This window comes from Rhizobium sp. SL42 (assembly GCF_021729845.1).
Classification (GTDB): Bacteria; Pseudomonadota; Alphaproteobacteria; order Rhizobiales; family Rhizobiaceae; genus Allorhizobium.
This window is the reverse complement of record NZ_CP063397.1, coordinates 3874278-3890157: the sequence shown is the minus strand read 5'-3', so window position 1 is coordinate 3890157 and position 15880 is coordinate 3874278. Positions and strand designations below refer to the sequence as shown.

The 15880-nt window shown below is 61.0% G+C and carries 22 protein-coding genes; 9 read left to right on the top strand and 13 right to left on the bottom strand.

Going from position 1 to position 15880, the window contains the following annotated elements:
- Positions 1-4: 4 nt before the first annotated feature.
- From IM739_RS18390 to IM739_RS18370, 5 genes are all read right to left on the bottom strand, one after another.
- Positions 5-289 carry a DUF2442 domain-containing protein gene (locus tag IM739_RS18390; protein ID WP_237369107.1) on the bottom strand — a complete coding sequence of 95 codons (285 nt, stop codon included), beginning with the start codon at positions 287-289 and terminating at the stop codon, positions 5-7.
- Between the two features lie 36 nt (positions 290-325).
- A complete protein-coding gene (locus IM739_RS18385; RefSeq protein WP_237369106.1) occupies positions 326-739 on the bottom strand; it encodes a hypothetical protein in 414 nt (137 codons plus the stop codon).
- A gap of 4 nt (positions 740-743) precedes the next feature.
- Positions 744-1121 carry a hypothetical protein gene (locus IM739_RS18380; RefSeq protein WP_237369105.1) on the bottom strand — a complete coding sequence of 126 codons (378 nt, stop codon included), beginning with the start codon at positions 1119-1121 and terminating at the stop codon, positions 744-746.
- Between the two features lie 11 nt (positions 1122-1132).
- On the bottom strand, positions 1133-2053 hold the full coding sequence (gene yghU / locus IM739_RS18375; protein ID WP_237369104.1) for a glutathione-dependent disulfide-bond oxidoreductase: 921 nt from the start codon (positions 2051-2053) through the stop codon (positions 1133-1135).
- Positions 2054-2216: 163 nt separating this feature from the next.
- Complete coding sequence (locus IM739_RS18370; RefSeq protein WP_237369103.1) at positions 2217-3749, bottom strand: acyl-CoA carboxylase subunit beta; 1533 nt, start codon at positions 3747-3749, stop codon at positions 2217-2219.
- Positions 3750-3902: 153 nt separating this feature from the next.
- Between IM739_RS18370 and IM739_RS18365 the strand changes: the two genes are divergently transcribed.
- Positions 3903-5312 (top strand): helix-turn-helix domain-containing protein, encoded by a 1410-nt coding sequence (locus IM739_RS18365; RefSeq protein WP_237369102.1) that lies wholly within the window; start codon positions 3903-3905, stop codon positions 5310-5312.
- Positions 5313-5333: 21 nt separating this feature from the next.
- Here IM739_RS18365 and IM739_RS18360 read toward each other — a convergent pair whose 3' ends face one another.
- The 5 genes from IM739_RS18360 to IM739_RS18340 all read right to left on the bottom strand — a co-directional run bounded on the left by IM739_RS18360 (position 5334) and on the right by IM739_RS18340 (position 9064).
- Positions 5334-6437: an enoyl-CoA hydratase/isomerase family protein gene (locus tag IM739_RS18360; RefSeq protein WP_237369101.1), complete on the bottom strand. Its 1104-nt coding sequence runs from the start codon at positions 6435-6437 to the stop codon at positions 5334-5336.
- Positions 6438-6510: 73 nt separating this feature from the next.
- Positions 6511-7467 carry a D-2-hydroxyacid dehydrogenase gene (locus IM739_RS18355; RefSeq protein WP_237369100.1) on the bottom strand — a complete coding sequence of 319 codons (957 nt, stop codon included), beginning with the start codon at positions 7465-7467 and terminating at the stop codon, positions 6511-6513.
- Between the two features lie 58 nt (positions 7468-7525).
- Positions 7526-8158: a glutathione S-transferase family protein gene (locus IM739_RS18350; protein ID WP_237369099.1), complete on the bottom strand. Its 633-nt coding sequence runs from the start codon at positions 8156-8158 to the stop codon at positions 7526-7528.
- Positions 8158-8841, bottom strand: a complete 684-nt coding sequence (locus tag IM739_RS18345) for a Rieske (2Fe-2S) protein (protein ID WP_237369098.1) — start codon at positions 8839-8841, stop codon at positions 8158-8160. The genes IM739_RS18350 and IM739_RS18345 overlap by 1 nt, the downstream gene beginning before the upstream one ends.
- Positions 8842-8857: 16 nt before the next feature.
- Positions 8858-9064 carry a hypothetical protein gene (locus tag IM739_RS18340; RefSeq protein WP_237369097.1) on the bottom strand — a complete coding sequence of 69 codons (207 nt, stop codon included), beginning with the start codon at positions 9062-9064 and terminating at the stop codon, positions 8858-8860.
- A gap of 173 nt (positions 9065-9237) precedes the next feature.
- On the opposite strand from IM739_RS18340, the gene IM739_RS18335 reads away from it, so the two are divergent.
- Positions 9238-10095 carry an aromatic ring-hydroxylating oxygenase subunit alpha gene (locus IM739_RS18335; protein ID WP_237369096.1) on the top strand — a complete coding sequence of 286 codons (858 nt, stop codon included), beginning with the start codon at positions 9238-9240 and terminating at the stop codon, positions 10093-10095.
- A gap of 62 nt (positions 10096-10157) precedes the next feature.
- On the opposite strand, the gene IM739_RS18330 is transcribed toward IM739_RS18335, so the two are convergent.
- Positions 10158-10355 carry a CsbD family protein gene (locus tag IM739_RS18330; RefSeq protein WP_237369095.1) on the bottom strand — a complete coding sequence of 66 codons (198 nt, stop codon included), beginning with the start codon at positions 10353-10355 and terminating at the stop codon, positions 10158-10160.
- A gap of 196 nt (positions 10356-10551) precedes the next feature.
- On the opposite strand from IM739_RS18330, the gene IM739_RS18325 reads away from it, so the two are divergent.
- Together IM739_RS18325 and IM739_RS18320 are read left to right on the top strand one after the other, a co-directional pair.
- A complete protein-coding gene (locus IM739_RS18325; RefSeq protein ID WP_237369094.1) occupies positions 10552-10935 on the top strand; it encodes a DUF883 family protein in 384 nt (127 codons plus the stop codon).
- 2 nt (positions 10936-10937) lie between these two features.
- Positions 10938-11390: a hypothetical protein gene (locus IM739_RS18320; protein ID WP_237369093.1), complete on the top strand. Its 453-nt coding sequence runs from the start codon at positions 10938-10940 to the stop codon at positions 11388-11390.
- Positions 11391-11473: 83 nt separating this feature from the next.
- Here IM739_RS18320 and IM739_RS18315 read toward each other — a convergent pair whose 3' ends face one another.
- Complete coding sequence (locus IM739_RS18315) at positions 11474-11692, bottom strand: NepR family anti-sigma factor (RefSeq protein WP_237369092.1); 219 nt, start codon at positions 11690-11692, stop codon at positions 11474-11476.
- A 152-nt stretch (positions 11693-11844) separates the two neighbouring features.
- On the opposite strand from IM739_RS18315, the gene IM739_RS18310 reads away from it, so the two are divergent.
- The 5 genes from IM739_RS18310 (at position 11845) to IM739_RS18290 (ending at position 15500) form a co-directional block, all read left to right on the top strand.
- On the top strand, positions 11845-12639 hold the full coding sequence (locus IM739_RS18310; protein ID WP_237369091.1) for a response regulator: 795 nt from the start codon (positions 11845-11847) through the stop codon (positions 12637-12639).
- A gap of 113 nt (positions 12640-12752) precedes the next feature.
- Positions 12753-13739: a sensor histidine kinase gene (locus IM739_RS18305; protein ID WP_237369090.1), complete on the top strand. Its 987-nt coding sequence runs from the start codon at positions 12753-12755 to the stop codon at positions 13737-13739.
- A gap of 58 nt (positions 13740-13797) precedes the next feature.
- Complete coding sequence (locus IM739_RS18300; protein WP_237369089.1) at positions 13798-14871, top strand: zinc-binding metallopeptidase family protein; 1074 nt, start codon at positions 13798-13800, stop codon at positions 14869-14871.
- An 84-nt stretch (positions 14872-14955) separates the two neighbouring features.
- Positions 14956-15306: a hypothetical protein gene (locus IM739_RS18295; protein ID WP_237369088.1), complete on the top strand. Its 351-nt coding sequence runs from the start codon at positions 14956-14958 to the stop codon at positions 15304-15306.
- Positions 15303-15500, top strand: coding sequence for a hypothetical protein (locus IM739_RS18290; RefSeq protein ID WP_237369087.1), 198 nt, complete (start codon positions 15303-15305; stop codon positions 15498-15500). Before IM739_RS18295 ends, IM739_RS18290 begins: the two co-directional genes overlap by 4 nt.
- Before the next feature lie 69 nt (positions 15501-15569).
- Here the strand turns inward: IM739_RS18290 and IM739_RS18285 are convergent, their stop codons facing one another.
- On the bottom strand, positions 15570-15734 hold the full coding sequence (locus tag IM739_RS18285; protein ID WP_159949961.1) for a DUF1328 domain-containing protein: 165 nt from the start codon (positions 15732-15734) through the stop codon (positions 15570-15572).
- Between the last annotated feature and the right edge of the window lie 146 nt (positions 15735-15880).

The following is a 15880-nucleotide window of genomic DNA, read 5'->3' as shown; positions in this document are numbered from 1 at the left end:
GTTGTCACTCGGCAGCTTGAGCAGGTGGGACGGCGCCGGGAGCGGCTCCTCCGATGATGAGCGCCTTGGCGCTGATGTATTCGTCGATCTCTTCCCAGCCGACGGCGTCACCAAAGGGGAGCATTTTACCCTTAGCACGCTGCTCGGGAGAGGCCTTGGCGAGGCGCGGATACCACCAGAGCGGCGCCTCGATCCTGCGCCCATCCATCATGTCGAAGATGATGCTGTCGTCCGTGACGTCCACGGAGCGGATCTGCAACTGTCGCTCGTCAATGTCCAAAGTGGTCATTCCATGCCTCCTCCCGGCCCCAAATTCCGCCGCCCGCTATTCCCTGACCTTCTTCTTCAAACCCTTGGCCACGCTCTTCTCGTCCTTCACGTCCCCGAACGCTTCGGGGAAATTCTTCCGCGCGAGCGGTTCGTTCAGCTTCAGCTTGGCAAAATAGGATTGCGGATCGAAGCCGCGCTCGGCGGCGATCACTTCGCGGCCGAAGAGGCGGCAGAGGCGTTCGCCGTCGAGATTGCCGCGCTCGAAGGGTTCCGTGCCGAAATACTGCCAGAGCGCATGGACGAAGCCGAGATCGGCGAGCGCCACGGACTGGTCCATGGTCCGGTGACGCGGCCAGTTGGTCAGCGGCGTCACCTTGGGGTTCGGCCGGCGCAGCGTGTATTGCCACTGCGTTCCGGGCAGGCCCGGCGGAAACCCCTGATGTTTGGGCATAAGCGGTTCTTTGGCCATGGGGTCAAACCTCGAACACGTCTTCAAAGGCATCCGGAAAACTCTTGCGGCCGACCTTTTCGTCGATCCGCAACAGGGCTTCGTAGGATGTCGGATCGAAAGGCGTTTCCGCCGGCACGACCTCGCGGCCGAACAGCAGGTTCAACCGGCCGGCATCGAGATTGCCACGCATGAAGGGCTGGTCACCGAAATGATGCCAGAGCGCATGCAGGAAGGCGGCGTCAACCTTCTGCTCGATGGTGTTCGGACGGGCGAGACGTTGCAACGCCTTGAGCGGCGTTGCTCCTTTCTCGTTGGCACGGCGAATGGTGAAGTGATGGCCATGGCCCGGCAGGCCGGAGGGAAAGCCCCTGTGCTTGGTCATTTCGGGTGGTCTGGCCATCCTGGTCTCCTTTACGCCGTCTTCTGGGTAGGCTGGGCGATCTTGTCTTGTGTCTTCGTATCGAAGTCGGAGGCGTCGTGGCGCTCATGCAGCTGTTCGGCCAGTTCACCGGACGTCTTGTTGACGATGCTGCCGCGCTTGACGGCCGGGCGGGCGGCAATTTCGTTGGTCCAGCGCAGCACGTTCTCGTAGCTTGCGGCGTCGAGGAAGGTGCCGGCATCGCCATAGGCCTGGCCGAGTGCGATCTTGCCGTACCAGGGCCAGATCGCCATGTCGGCGATCGTATAGTCAGAGCCTGCCATGAACTGGTTGTCGGCGAGATGGCGGTCGAGCACGTCGAGCTGGCGTTTCACTTCCATGGCATAACGGTCGATCGCGTACTGGATCTTGATCGGCGCATAGGCATAGAAATGGCCGAAGCCGCCGCCGAGGAAGGGGGCGGAGCCCATCTGCCAGAATAGCCAGTTCAACGTCTCGGCGCGGGCGCGCACGTCCGTCGGCAGGAAGGCGCCGAACTTTTCCGCCAGGTAAGTCATGATTGAGGCGGATTCGAACAGGCGGATCGGTTTGCCGCCATCCTTCGGGGCATGGTCCATCAGGGCGGGGATCTTGGAGTTCGGATTGACCTCGACAAAGCCTGAGCCGAACTGGTCGCCATCGCCGATCTTGATCAGCCAGGCGTCATATTCCGCGCCTGTGTGGCCGGCGGCCAAAAGTTCCTCGAGCAGGATCGTGACTTTCTGGCCGTTCGGCGTGGCCAGTGAATAGAGCTGCAGCGGGTGCTTGCCGATTGGCAGTTCCTTCTCGACCTGCGCGCCTGCGGTCGGGCGATTGATGCTGGCAAAGGCGCCACCATTGCCCTTGTCCCAGGTCCAGACCTTCGGGGGCACATAGCCTGCGGGGAAATTGTCGGCGGGGGATTTCTCGGTCATGAAATACGGTCCTTGGTTTCGTCGATGCGCATGCGGGATGACGCGCACATGGCAGGCATATATAGAACCTGAAATTCGGTTTGCCTCGGCAGATATCGCTTTTCAATCATCGTTCAATTTTATTCAGCGACCTGTGTTTGACGACCATCGGCATTCGGTCACCTCACAGCGGTATCGTGTCGTGCTTCTTCCAGTGCGTGCCGACCCGCTTGTTCCTCAGGCTGGCGAAGGCCCGTGCAATCCGGCGGCGGGAGGAATGCGGCATGATGACCTCGTCGACAAAGCCGCGTTCGGCGGCCTTGAACGGGTTGGCGAAATTGACCTCGTATTCCTTCGTGCGCGCCGCGATCTTGTCCGGATCGGACAGTTCCGAACGGTAGAGGATTTCGGTTGCGCCCTTTGCACCCATGACGGCGATCTCGGCGGTCGGCCAGGCATAGTTGATGTCGGCGCCGATATGCTTGGAGGCCATGACGTCATAGGCGCCGCCATAGGCCTTGCGGGTGATCAGGGTGACCATGGGCACAGTCGCCTGGCTATAGGCGAACAGCAGCTTGGCGCCGTGCTTGATGACACCGCCATATTCCTGGGCGGTGCCGGGCAGGAAGCCGGGCACGTCGACCAGCGTCAGGATCGGGATGGAGAAGGCATCGCAGAAGCGGACGAAGCGGGCGGCCTTGCGGGACGCGTCGATATCGAGGCAACCGGCGAGCACCATCGGCTGGTTGGCGACGACGCCGACCGTCTGGCCTTCGATGCGGATGTAGCCGGTGATGATATTGCGGGCGAAGGCTTCCTGTATCTCGAAGAAATCGCCTTCATCGGCAAGCGCCAGGATTAGCTCCTTCATGTCGTAGGGCTTGTTGGACGAGTCGGGGATCAGGGTGTCGAGGCGCATTTCGATGCGGGCCGGATCGTCGTGGAAGGGGCGGACCGGCGGCTTGTCGCGATTGTTGAGCGGCAGGAAGTCGAAGAGCAGGCGCACATGTTCCAGAGTCTCGATGTCGTTCTCATAGGCGCCATCGGCGACAGAGGATTTCTTCGTGTGCGTGGAGGCGCCGCCGAGCTCCTCGGCCGTGACGATCTCGTTGGTCACGGTCTTGACCACGTCCGGACCCGTGACGAACATGTAGGACGAGTCCCGCACCATGAAGATGAAGTCGGTCATGGCCGGCGAATAGACGGCGCCACCGGCGCAGGGGCCCATAATGACGGAAATCTGCGGGATGACTCCCGACGCATCGACATTGCGCTTGAAGACGTCGGCATAACCGGCGAGCGAGGCGACGCCCTCCTGGATGCGGGCACCGCCACTGTCGTTCAGGCCGATCACCGGCGCGCCGTTCTTCACAGCCATGTCCATGATCTTGCAGATCTTCTGGGCATGGGTTTCAGACAGGGAGCCGCCGAGCACGGTGAAATCCTGGGAGAAGACATAGACCTGCCGGCCATTGATCGTGCCCCAGCCGGTGACGACGCCGTCGCCGGCGATCTTCTGCTCGGCCATGCCGAAATCGACGGCGCGGTGGGTGACATACATGTCGTATTCTTCAAACGAACCCTCGTCGAGCAGCACGTCGATGCGCTCGCGGGCGGTCAGCTTGCCCTTGGCATGCTGGGCGGCAATGCGTTTTTCGCCGCCGCCGAGGCGGGCTTCCGCGCGACGGGCTTCGAGCTGGTCCAGGATTGTGTGCATCTATCCCCCCGATTGAAGAACGCCCCCCGGTGAAGAAGGCTGGCTTTGCGCCTGATATCTGAGCCTTAAACTGCATTGCTGGCAAAGAAAATGATTGAACAGGTGCAATTGCGGATTTATGAATTTGCAAACTGAATATTGCGAATTTGCGAAATGGCCATAGGAAAACTCTTCATCGGCCGCAAGGTCCGCGAAATCCGCCAGACAAGCAGCGCCACGCAGGCGCAGTTTGCCGACATGATCGGCATTTCGACAAGCTATCTCAATCAGATCGAAAACAACCAGCGGCCGGTATCGGCCGCGGTGCTTCTGGCACTGGCGGAAAAGTTCGGCATCGACATCACGGAACTCTCCTCCGGCCAGAACGACCGGCTGCTGTCCGCCTTGACCGAGGCGTTGTCCGATCCCCTGTTCGAGACCTATGCGCCCAGCCTGCAGGAGCTGAAGCTGGTGACGCAGAATGCGCCGGGCATGGCGCATGCCCTGATCGCGGCGCATCAGGCCTATCGCCGTGGCAACGAGCAGCTGGCGAGTTTCGACGACCGGCTGGGATCGGCGCCGGCCCAGGAAGCCACACCCTATGACGAAGTGCGCGACTTCTTCCATTTCGTCGACAACTACATTCACGAGCTCGACCTGGCCGCCGAAGCGCTGGCGATCGAATTGAAGCTGGGCGAGGGGGAAAACCATGCGGCGCTGAACGGCTGTCTCGAAAGCCGGCATGGCGTGCGCGTGGTGCGCGGCGAGGCGGGCGACGAGGCGATCCGCCGGTTTGATCCGGTCGGGCGCATCCTGACGGTCAGCCGCTACGCGTCGGCGCCGACCCGCGATTTCCATATTGCCGTCCAGATTGCCCAGCTGCACGCTGCCGAAAAGATTGACGCCGTGTTGAAGCAGGCAAGTTTTCGATCCGATGAAGCGATCGAGATCTGTCGCATGGGCCTGCACAACTACTTCGCCGGCGCCCTGATCCTGCCCTATCGCAACTTCCATCAGGCGGCCCGCGAATTGCGCCACGATATCGAGCTGATCGCCGCACGGTTCGGCGCCTCGCTGGAGCAGGTCTGTCACCGGCTGTCGACGCTGCAGCGGCCGGGGCTGAAGGGCGTGCCGATCTTCTTCGCCCGTATCGACCGGGCCGGCAATATCACCAAGCGCCACAGCGCGGCGCGGCTGCAGTTTGCCCGGTTCGGTGCCGCCTGTCCGCTGTGGAATGCGCACCAGGCCTTCGAGACGCCTGGCCGGATCAATCGCCAGCTTGCCGAGACGCCGGACGGCGTGCGTTATCTTTGCATTGCCACCCAGGTGTCGAAAGGCTCAGCCGGATTTCGCGCCGCCCAGCCGCGCTACGCCTTGGCGTTCGGCTGCGAGATTTCCTATGCCGACCAGTTCGTCTATGCCGACGATCTCGATCTTTCGAACCGCGCTGCCTATGATCCGATCGGCATCTCCTGCCGGATCTGCGAACGGGTCACATGCACCAGCCGCGCCGTGCCGCCGCTGAAGCGGAAGCTGGTGGTGGATCACCGGGTGCGCAACCCGATGCCGTATGAGATCGAGTGAGGCGCCCTTAAGTCGGGTTCGTCAGCCGAACAGCCGCGCATCCCCCGCCGCAAAGAACGCCTCGACACTCTCCGGCGCCACATCCGCCAGCGTCGCCGGATACCATTTCGGGTTCCTGTCCTTGTCGATGATCGCCGCCCTGATGCCTTCGTAGAAATCGGGTACCTTCACCACATGCAAGGTGCCGGCGAATTCGCGTTCGAGACAGGTTTGGAGGTCCTTCGAGCGGCGGGCCTCGCGCAGCATGCGGAGCGTCACCTTCAGGCTGGTCGGAGACTTGGCGTGCATGGCGGCCAAGGTTTGGGCAGGGAGGGTTTGGGCGACCAGGGTCTTGGCGACCAGGTCGCTTGTGTCCTTTTCGAGTGCCGCGACGATCTCCTCCACCGTATCGAAGGCGAAGCAACGATCGATCAGGTTCCGGCCCTCGCAAAAAAGGCCGACCGGACCGTCCACCGTGTAGTCGCGGATCGTCGAGGATATGGTCTGACCAAGGGTTGGGGCGGGGAGGGCGGCAATGGTCTCCAGGAGTTCCGCCACACGGTCCTGCGAAACGAACCAGTCGGCTAAGCCGGCTGTGATCGCGTCGGCGCCGTTGATGGCCTCGCCTGTCAGGCCCATCCAGGTGCCGAGTTCTCCGGGGGCGCGAGACAGGAGCCAGCTTGCGCCGATGTCCGGGAAAAAGCCGATGCCGGTTTCGGGCATGGCGAGCCTCGTGCTGCCCGTGACGATGCGATGGCTGCCATGGCTGGAAACGCCGACGCCGCCGCCCATGGTGATGCCGTCCATGACGACGATATAGGGTTTCGGGAAGGATGCGATGCGGGCATTCAGCCGGTATTCGGCCTTGAGGAAATCCGAAGCCTTGCCGTCGCCGGCCTTGCCGCTGTCATGGAACATGCGAATGTCGCCGCCGGCGCACAGGCCCCGGTCGCCTTCACCGGTGACAAGCACCGCCACCACCTGCGGATCGCTCTCGAACGCGTCGAGTGCCTTGCCGAAGTCGATCACCATATCGTGGGAAAGACTGTTGAGCACCCGCGGCCTGTTGAGCGCGATCAGGCCGAGCGCGCCCTTCCTCGCCGTCAGGATCTCGTTGCCCTGATAGTTCGCCTCCAGATACCGCATGCCATCCTCCCTTGTCTTTCCAGAGAGTTAGACATGCGTCGTCGCTCAAGAGCAAGTGCGGCGATGGTCGTGCTTACCCGACGAGATGGCACGGGGTGCCGGCGATGAAGAGTTCGATATTCTCGATCAGCTGGTCTGCCAGCGCCTGGATCGCCTCGCGGCTCGCCCAGGCGACATGCGGCGTCAGGATGACGTTGGAGCGGCTGGCAATGCGCATCATCGGACTGTCTGCCGCCGGTGGTTCACCATCGGTGACGTCGAAGCCGGCGCCGGCGATCTGGCCCTTGTCGAGGGCTTGTTCCAGCGCCGTTTCATCGACGAGGCCGCCGCGGCCGGTGTTGATGATCAGCGGCTTCTTCTGCATCAGGGCAAATTCGCGCGCGCCGATGATGCCGCGCGTCTCGGCGTTGAGCGGGCAATGCAGGGTAATAGCATCGGCGCGGCGCATGACATCGTCGAAGGCGGTCTGGCCGGGTTTCAGTGCATCCGAACCGCGCCGGCCGGCAACAAGGACCGTCATGCCAAAGGCCTCGGCGATGCGGCCGACGGATTGGCCCAACGTGCCGTGGCCGATGATGCCGAGCGTCGAGCCGCCGAGATCGGCGATTGGATGATCGAAGAAGCAGAATTGTGCGGCCTCCTGCCAGCGGCCGTCGAGGACGGATTGGCGATAGGCGAGGATCGAGCGGCGCAGGGCGAGCAGCAGCGCGAAGGTATGCTCGGGCACGGTATGTCTTGCATAGTTGCGGATGTTGCAGACTGCGACGCCGGCACCTTTCGCTGCGGCAAGGTCGATGACGTCGGTGCCGGTCGCGGCGACCGCGACCAGTTTCAGGCGGCTGGCCACGGCCAGGGCTTCGGCTTTGACCGGCGCCTTGTTGGTGATGACGATATCGGCATCCCTGATGCGCTCGGCGACCTGATCGGGACGCGTCCGGTCGTGGATGACCATCTCGTGGGCAAAGGCCGGCGACCGCAGCAGAGTTTCCGGCGAAAGCGTGTCGCGGTCGAGAAAGACGATGCGGGTCATGGCGTGGCCTCCTGGGAATGCGATGCGGCGCCGGGCCGGACACGCCGGCGGGCGGGCCTCAGTGATAGTCCGGGATACCCGGCATGGTGATGAAGCCGTCGAGCTTGCGGACATGGCGCAGCCAGCGGCGCAAGGCCGGAAACTCGTCATGGTCCTGACCGAAGTCGCGCGACAGGGCAAAGCTTGCGATCAGCGCCACATCGGCAATGCTCGGCCTGTCGGCGACGAAGAACTCGAGGCCGCGGATCTGCTGCAGCGTCATGTGGTCGTCCATGATGCGGAAGGCGTGACGGGCGTCGGCCACGGACCTGGGCTCGGCACCCTGCGGGGTGAACAGCGATTGTTGGCGGGCGATGATCGCGGCCCGCAACTGCTGGCCGGCAAATCCCAGCCATTGCTGGACCTGACCGAACGCTGCGGGTTGCGTGGGTAGCCATTGGCGGGAGGCATCATGGGCATGGGCGAGATAGGCCAGGATCGCTTCCGTTCCCGACAGCGTCAGGTCACCGTCGACGAGGATCGGCAAGGTGCCGGCGGGATTGATCGCCAGCATATGCGGCTGTTCCTGCTCGCGGCCCGGCTGCATGTCGACGGCGATGGTCTTGTATTCGAGGCCGAGCAGCGACAGCAGGAGACGAACGCGATAGCAGCTGTCGTCGAGGTCGTAGTTATAGAGCGTGAGGGAGGACATCAGGCGGCCTTGGCAAAGGAGTGTTCGAGCATGAAGCGCAGGCCGGCCGTCCAGATGGCGAGCTCGACTCGGGCCTCCGTCGAGACCTGTCCGGAGGCCAGGACATGCAGGGCCGTCCTGTCGGTGGCGACCGGCTGAAGGGCGATCACCAGGACCTTGTCCCCGGCGTCGAGCTGCAGACAGAACGGAGAAAGCACGCTGATTTCGATTTCGGCCATGTGCGGCGGACAATTCGTGGCGAGTTGATCGCGGCAGAACTCGAGGGAGGCATCGACATAGAGGCTGCGCACGGACAGAAGGTCGTTGGGCAGAGCAGGCAGGGAAAGCTGGTCTGCGCTTTCCGACGGCGCCATCCAGATCAGTCCACCCGCTTCGGCAACGGCGAAGGTCGGCACCTTGATCGTCTTGGGCACATCGAGATCCGGATGCGCGGGAATATGGCGACACTGGCCGGCGCTGTCGTAGCGCCATCCGTGATAGAGGCAGGCAATCTGGTCGCCGCGCACGAAGCCGAAGCTGAGGCGCATGCCGCGGTGCGGACAGCGATCCTCCCAGACATGCGGCTTGCCTTCGTCGTCGCGCCAGACGACATATTCCACGCCGTCGATCCTCGTGCCGGCGGACGTCGCGGGCTCGATGGAGGTTGACAGGGCGACTGGAACCCAAGGGGTGGTATCTGTCATCTGAAAGATCTCCGGATCAGCCATGGGCATGATCCCTCCGTTCAATATCGAGAATGATGCAATCGTAAGGCCCGAGGCTGACGGCCATCTCAAAGGCGTCGATCAGCGGGTCAGGGCCGCTGACGGTCAATTCGCAAGCGGCGGCATCGCAGGTCCTGATCGTCAGCGCGAGGTCCAGACGGGCGGCGCGGTGTCTGGCAAAACCCAGGAAACTGTCCGACATGATCGCCCCGCGAAAGACGAAATCGCTGGTTGTGCGATTGCTTTTCCGGTCGCTGGGCTGGGGAATGTTGTTGCCTGACAATTGTACGCGCTCTATTTTTTGGGCAATCTAGCGGCGGGTTGCAGCGGGGTTCAAGCGGAATTTGCGCGTTCCCCAGATGAAGGAACACGAGAATGGCAGCAGGCGAAATCGATCGAGCATCACTCGACCAGTGGTACGTGATCGACACCGAAGCGGTCATTCCGGTTGGCCGCTCGTCCAATCGCCTGCTGGGCACGGATTTGACTGTGGTCAAGGAGGAGACCGGAGCGATCGCGGTGTTTGCCGAGGGGCGCGCCGAGGCGCTGGCTTTGCGCCATCGTTTCGGCTTCCTCTGGACCACGCTCGGAAATCCGGAACGCGAGATCTTTCCGCTGCCGGAGGCCGACGAGCCGGATCGTCGCTACGTGGCGTGCGGCGTGGTGACGGTGAAGGCGTCGGGTCTCCGCATCGTCGAGAACTTTCTCGACATGGCGCATTTTCCCTTCGTGCACACGGATGTTCTCGGCGCGGAGCCTTACACCGAGGTCGAGCAATATGATGTCGAGATCCGTCGGGACGCCGATGAGGTCTGGGCGACGAATTGCAAGTTCTTCCAGCCGCAGGCGGCATTTTCGGCAACCGACGGCATTACCACCCAGTACATGTACCGGGTGATGACGCCATTCACGACCATTCTCTACAAAACCTGCCCGAACTCGGACACGCGCTGGGATGTCATCGGACTGTTCGTGCAGCCGCTCGATCCGGACCGCTGCCGGGCCCATCCGATCATGTATCTGATCGACGATGTTTCGACGACGACGGAACTGGTGCATTTCCAGCAGCTCATCTTCCTGCAGGACCGGATCATTCTGGAAAACCAGAGGCCGGTTCTCCTGCCGCTTGAACCGCGCAAGGAAATCCCGACACGGGCGGATGCCTCGTCGATCGCCTATCGGCGCTGGCTGAAGGAAAAGGGCGTCACCTACGGCGCAACGACGGCGGCATAAGCCAAAGAAAAAGCCCGGAGGCGGTTGCCTCCGGGCCATTCCGATAGATGATCCGGTCGAGCTTAGTTCTTGCTCATCCAGTCGTCGATTTCGCGATCGGCCTCTTCCTGGGTCTTGCCATAAGCGGCTTGGATCTTGCCGGACAGTTCCTTGCGCTTGCCGGCGACCACATCGAGATCATCGCCGGTGAGCTTGCCCCACTGAACCTGGGCCTTGCCCTTGAACTGTTCCCAATTGCCTTCAACCTGATTCCAATTCATCGGAAATCTCCCGTGTCTTGTGTTTGATGAGAGGCTCGTGTCCTCGACATCTACAACGTGCCGGCGTCTCGGAAGTTCCGGTTTTGGCAACCGAAGAAAGAGCGTTCGGCGAGGGAACCGAAACGGCTTTCCCGCGTTGTCGTCCGGAACACAGGATCGTTGTGATCGCTCAAGACGCTCGAAGGAGGCTCCGGACATGGCGCTATCGACCACCAGCAAACGGAAGATCGAGGACACGGCAAATGATATTGCCGATCGCATCGAGGCGCTTGCTTCGACCGATGCATCGGCAACGCCCGCCGATATCCAGGCCGAACTCGATAACCTTCGTCGGGATCTGGCGTCGTTGACCAAGACGGTTGCGTCCTTCGGCAGCGGCAAGATCCGGGAAGCCGGCAGCGTGGCTAGCCAGTTGGGTGCCGATGCCGCCGAAACCTCGACGCAGTACGTCGAAGCGGCACGTGATACGCTGGTCGGCGTGGAGCAGGATCTGAAAGCGCAGGTGCAGGCCCATCCGTTCCAGTCGCTCGCGATTGCGGCCGGCATCGGCTATTTCTTCGCGTTGCTCAGCCGGCGTTGATCATGCTGCAATTAATGCAACACCTCGGTGTTCTGGTCTTCGGCAAGGTGCGGCCGACGGCGAGGCGCATGGCACGGTCCCTGATTGGGGCCGTGGTCGCGGGCATCTTCGGATTGACCGCCTATATCGCGCTGTTTCTGGCGCTCGGCATTTACCTGTCGCGGGCCTATGATCCGGTGACGGCCGCCTTGATCATTGCAGCAGTTACGGCATTCGCCGCTCTTGTTGTGGTCGGGGTAATTTCCGGGCTCAATCGGCGGTCGGAGCGACGGCTTCTGGCGCGGCAGAGGGCTGCACGGGCACAATTGCCGGATCCGGTGACGCTGCAGATCCTTGCGGGGCTTCCGACGATGATGCGCGGGAAATCGCTGTTTGCCACCCTGGCCATTGCTGCGGTTGTCTTTGCCATGGCCAAAAGCCAGGGGGCGGGCTCATCGAGGTCAGATGACGATTGAGAGCTTCGGCATTGAAGATCTTGACGATCCGGATCTTGATATGCCGCCTGGCGATATCCCGGGCTGGCCATTGAAGATGGTCGTTACTTCTTCGCCTTGATCTCGGCTTCATGAAGCCGTTCGAGCAGGTCGATCAGATGCGACGGGGTGCCTTCATCGATAATGGTGTCGTAATATCCGCGCAGTTTCGAGGCGATCAATGCATTGGAATTCTGGGCGTTGGAATTCTGGCCCTTGGAATTCTGGCCCTTGGTATTGGCAGATTTGCTTTTTTCGGGCTTGTCTTGGGGGCTCTTGGCCATCTTTGTCCAATTCCGTCAGTTCACTAGGCAGGAGCGAATAGCCTGATAACCTTTTTGATGCAAAAAAGTTCCGCTGCGATGGAACTATTTTTTGAGCCGAACGTTTTCAGCCGAGTCCGCACCCGTATTTCCATATGCGATTGGAGAAATGCATGTCCCTTACTGCCCGCGTCGCCGTACATCTTCCCTATCTGAGGCGGTATGCACGCGCCGTTACCGGTTCACAGACGTCAGGCGATGCCTATGTCGCCGCTGTTCTGGAAGCGCTGATTGCCGACATATCGATTTTCCCCGACAAGGGCGATGATCGAGTGGCGCTCTATAACCTGTTTGTGTCGATCTATGATTCAACCACGGTCGAGCTGCCGCCCATCACCTCCCCCTTCGCCTGGGAAAAGCGCGCCGCTGCCAATCTTGCGGCCGTTCCGACCCGTGCACGCCACGCCTTCCTGCTTGTCACGGTCGAGGGCTTCACAACCGCTGAAGCGTCGGCCGTTCTCGGTGTGAGCGAGGGCGAATTCAACACCTTCTTCAACGAGGCGTCGGCCGAGATTTCGCGCCAGGTCGCAACCGACATCATGATCATCGAGGATGAACCGCTGATCGCGCTCGACATCGAGCAGATGGTGGAAGATCTCGGTCACCGCGTGACGGGCATCGCCCGGACGCATAGCGAGGCGGTCGAGCTCTACAAGCGCACCAGCCCGAAGATGGTGCTGGCGGACATCCAGCTTGCCGACGGAAGTTCAGGTATCGATGCGGTTAACGATATCCTGAAGGTGGACACCATTCCGGTGATCTTCATCACGGCTTTCCCCGAGCGTCTGCTGACCGGCGAACGACCGGAACCCGCCTTCCTGGTCACGAAGCCATTCAACCCGGACATGGTCAAGGCTCTGATCAGCCAAGCCCTGTTCTTCAATGAACAGGTCGCTGAACAGGCGTGACACGCGGACAAATGCAATAAAGTCAGGGGCTTTGGATCAAGTGCTGGCGCATGGAGCGCCGGCGCTGATCCGAAGGGCCGAGCAACGGCGGAGCAGGACAGTTGGTACATCGATTGACATGGTTTGAACCTCAGCGCGGCGAGGAGCAATTGCGCGAGTTCTTCATAACCGCTCTTATCGATATGGGTGCCAGCCTGATCCTGCAGGACAAGGATGGAACCTATGTCTGCATCACCGCGCTTCCGCCCCAGTGGCGCCTGGAAGCCGGTGCGCGGCCGACGGACGTTTCCATCTTCGGGCCGGATATCGGCGAACGGCTGACAGAGTTGAAATCGACCCTGGTCAAGGCGGGCGACCGGGCCGACCTCGAGATCGAGGCCGGTGACGACAGCTTCTTCGAGTTTCGCTGCCGGCTGGTCGAAATGGCCGATGCCGAGCTGCACCTGATCACCGTTGTCATCGATCGCACCGAGGATCGCCGTCGCGAACGGCTGCTGCGGGCCTTGCTGCGCGAGGTCAGTCATCGGTCAAAAAATCTGCTGGCGATCATCCAGAGCATAGCGTCGCAAACGGCCCGCTATGCCGGAACGCTGGACATGTTTCTCGGCAAATTCCGCGGTCGATTGCATGCGCTGTCGCAATCGCAGGATCTGATCACCGACAGCAGTTGGCGGGGCGCTTATTTTCGAGATCTGCTGAAGCAGCAGGTAGACCGCTACGTTCAGGAAAATGCGGATCTGGTGCATGTTTCGGGCGACGATGTGCTTCTCACGCCGAACGCTTCGCTGCATATCGGGCTTGCCCTGCACGAACTGGTCGTCAATGCGGTCAGCCACGGCGACTTCCTGCAGCGCCGCCGGTCCATCGAGGTCACCTGCACGCGGCTGGATACGCCTGAAGGTCCCATGGTACGTATTCTCTGGGTCGAGCCCTTCGGGATGGCGAATGCCGAAGACATCAAGGCAGTCAAGACCAACAGGTTTGGCAGTACCGTTCTTGAACGGGTGGTGCCGTCGTCTGTCAACGGAACGGCAACGCACGAATTCGGGCAGGCAGAAATCCGCTACGAGCTGACCTTCCCGCTTGAGATCTTCGACTAGTTGCGATGAATTCATCCGGGGGCGGCCTTCCACACTCTCCAGACAATGGTGATTGATCATGCGCCTGTTCAGTTGTTCCAACTGTTCGAACGTCGTTCATTTCGAAAACAATGGCTGCGTCACATGCGGCTCGCGCCTGGCCTTCAGGCCAAGTGCGCTGGACATGGTTGCCTTGCGGCCGGACGGTAGCGCCGTTCTCAGCGATCCTGCAGAAAGCGGCTGGGCGGCTCATCCCTGTGCGAATGCCGATATCGGCGGATGCAACTGGCTGGTCGATGACAATGACGTCTCGGGCTTTTGTGTCGCCTGCCGGCACAATATGACCATTCCGGATATCTCGATTCCCGAGAACATCGCCAACTGGCAGAAAATCGAGCTCGCCAAGCGCAACCTGTTCTATTCCCTGCTGCGCTTCGATCTGCCGATGACGACCCGCGCCGAAGATCCCGCGCAGGGGCTCGGCTTCAAGTTTCTTGCCGACGAGGTCATCGCGACCGAGGAGGGGCCTGTGCTGACCGGCCATGAGGACGGCTTGATCACCCTCAACATCGCCGAAGCTTCGGATGTCGAGCGCGAAGCCCGGAGAGTTGCACTGGGTGAACCGTTCCGTACTCTGCTTGGCCATTTCCGTCATGAGGTCGGGCACTACTACTGGAATGTTCTGGTGCGCGACCGGGGCGAATATGATGCGTTTCGCGCAGCCTTTGGCGACGAGAGGGTCGACTATGGTGAGGCCCTCAAGCGGCACTATGCCGAAGGTCCGATGATCGGCTGGGAACTGAGCTACATTACCGCCTATGCGGCAAGCCACCCCTGGGAGGATTTCGCCGAAACGTTTGCCCACTATTTCCATATCGTAGATGCGCTCGACACGGCCGATGCGTTTGGTCTCAGAACCAGTCCTGAAGCCGATACGGACGTATCGGGGCTGACGCTGAGCAAGACGTTCGACAGCTATCGCAGCGGCAGCTCCGAGGCGTTGATCCGCGCCTGGGTACCACTGACGCTTGCGATCAACAGCATCAACCGCAGCATGGGCCAACACGACCTTTATCCCTTCATCCTGTCCGAGCCGGTTTTCGAAAAGCTCAGATACATTCATCAACTGATCCGCTCGGGTCGGATGTCCTGAAAGACGGCTGACGTCTAAATGCCAAAGACCCCGGAACTTCGGGGTTTTTCCCGCGTTAACATTTAAATAACGCGGAGATCAGTGATGAACACCCTGGCTGCTTTGATGGTAATCGTTGCTTGCCACGCACAAGACACTTCCTGTCTGGAAGAGCCAGTGGCGGTTATTTCCTACGAAACCGGCCAGGCTTGCCGGGTCGCGCTGCCGCAGCAAATGCGGAAGGCAGAACGTCTTGCCGGCGTCGTCTACGGTGACTGCATTCCTGTTGATGCCGAGCTTGTCGCTGGGCGGGACATCCATCGTTCGATTGATCCGGCCAAGCTTGCCAGCCTCGAAAAGCCCACAGATGCGCCGACGGTCGAGGCGCAGGCCATGATGCCGCAGGTTCCCGTCCGTATTCCCATTCCGCTTGAGCGTTTCCAGGAGGTCCGATGACAGACCCGGCTCGAAATCCTGACTATCCGCCAAACGTTGCAGTCGATCGTCAGACACTCGATATGGCGCAACGCGCGGGGCTTGATGCCGACCTCGGCTCCAAAGTCCCGCCGCGTTACGGCACATTTACGGTTGCCGTCATGGTCGGCATCCTGATCGCACTGCTCGCCGCGCTATTCTGGATCATTCGATAAAACTTGCATGCAAAGTAAAAAGGGGCCTCGCGTCGCGCGAGGCCCCTTTTTATATCCCGGTTTCTGATATTACGCCTGTCGAAACAGGCGCATTGCAAGAGAGATCAGGAAGAGGATGATGAAGATCGTGAAAAGGATCTTGGCGATACCGGCGGATGCACCAGCAATGCCACCAAAGCCGAGAACGCCGGCGATCAATGCAACGACGAGGAAGACGAGAGCGTAGTAAAGCATGATGTTTCTCCTGTTCTGGTGGCGGAAAAACGTCATGGACGCGGCTTTGTTCCATTCAGGTCGCCGACAACCCACCTAAATTCCACCGTCACTAAAAAAAGACATGTCAGGCGGAACCTATTGGCTTCGTAGCCGTTGTCCGCCAA

What these genes read in the sequence shown, in the direction of transcription:
- IM739_RS18345 (WP_237369098.1), bottom strand. Translation starts at nt 8,841, where the DNA reads ATGACAGATACCACCCCTTGGGTTCCAGTCGCCCTGTCAACCTCCATC.
- IM739_RS18340 (WP_237369097.1), bottom strand. Translation starts at nt 9,064, where the DNA reads ATGTCGGACAGTTTCCTGGGTTTTGCCAGACACCGCGCCGCCCGTCTG.
- IM739_RS18350 (WP_237369099.1), bottom strand. Translation starts at nt 8,158, where the DNA reads ATGTCCTCCCTCACGCTCTATAACTACGACCTCGACGACAGCTGCTAT.
- IM739_RS18300 (WP_237369089.1), top strand. Translation starts at nt 13,798, where the DNA reads ATGCGCCTGTTCAGTTGTTCCAACTGTTCGAACGTCGTTCATTTCGAA.
- IM739_RS18365 (WP_237369102.1), top strand. Translation starts at nt 3,903, where the DNA reads ATGGCCATAGGAAAACTCTTCATCGGCCGCAAGGTCCGCGAAATCCGC.
- IM739_RS18290 (WP_237369087.1), top strand. Translation starts at nt 15,303, where the DNA reads ATGACAGACCCGGCTCGAAATCCTGACTATCCGCCAAACGTTGCAGTC.
- IM739_RS18385 (WP_237369106.1), bottom strand. Translation starts at nt 739, where the DNA reads ATGGCCAAAGAACCGCTTATGCCCAAACATCAGGGGTTTCCGCCGGGC.
- IM739_RS18335 (WP_237369096.1), top strand. Translation starts at nt 9,238, where the DNA reads ATGGCAGCAGGCGAAATCGATCGAGCATCACTCGACCAGTGGTACGTG.
- yghU (WP_237369104.1), bottom strand. Translation starts at nt 2,053, where the DNA reads ATGACCGAGAAATCCCCCGCCGACAATTTCCCCGCAGGCTATGTGCCC.
- IM739_RS18285 (WP_159949961.1), bottom strand. Translation starts at nt 15,734, where the DNA reads ATGCTTTACTACGCTCTCGTCTTCCTCGTCGTTGCATTGATCGCCGGC.
- IM739_RS18295 (WP_237369088.1), top strand. Translation starts at nt 14,956, where the DNA reads ATGAACACCCTGGCTGCTTTGATGGTAATCGTTGCTTGCCACGCACAA.
- IM739_RS18320 (WP_237369093.1), top strand. Translation starts at nt 10,938, where the DNA reads ATGCTGCAATTAATGCAACACCTCGGTGTTCTGGTCTTCGGCAAGGTG.
- IM739_RS18325 (WP_237369094.1), top strand. Translation starts at nt 10,552, where the DNA reads ATGGCGCTATCGACCACCAGCAAACGGAAGATCGAGGACACGGCAAAT.
- IM739_RS18355 (WP_237369100.1), bottom strand. Translation starts at nt 7,467, where the DNA reads ATGACCCGCATCGTCTTTCTCGACCGCGACACGCTTTCGCCGGAAACT.
- IM739_RS18370 (WP_237369103.1), bottom strand. Translation starts at nt 3,749, where the DNA reads ATGCACACAATCCTGGACCAGCTCGAAGCCCGTCGCGCGGAAGCCCGC.
- IM739_RS18315 (WP_237369092.1), bottom strand. Translation starts at nt 11,692, where the DNA reads ATGGCCAAGAGCCCCCAAGACAAGCCCGAAAAAAGCAAATCTGCCAAT.
- IM739_RS18380 (WP_237369105.1), bottom strand. Translation starts at nt 1,121, where the DNA reads ATGGCCAGACCACCCGAAATGACCAAGCACAGGGGCTTTCCCTCCGGC.
- IM739_RS18330 (WP_237369095.1), bottom strand. Translation starts at nt 10,355, where the DNA reads ATGAATTGGAATCAGGTTGAAGGCAATTGGGAACAGTTCAAGGGCAAG.
- IM739_RS18360 (WP_237369101.1), bottom strand. Translation starts at nt 6,437, where the DNA reads ATGCGGTATCTGGAGGCGAACTATCAGGGCAACGAGATCCTGACGGCG.
- IM739_RS18390 (WP_237369107.1), bottom strand. Translation starts at nt 289, where the DNA reads ATGACCACTTTGGACATTGACGAGCGACAGTTGCAGATCCGCTCCGTG.
- IM739_RS18310 (WP_237369091.1), top strand. Translation starts at nt 11,845, where the DNA reads ATGTCCCTTACTGCCCGCGTCGCCGTACATCTTCCCTATCTGAGGCGG.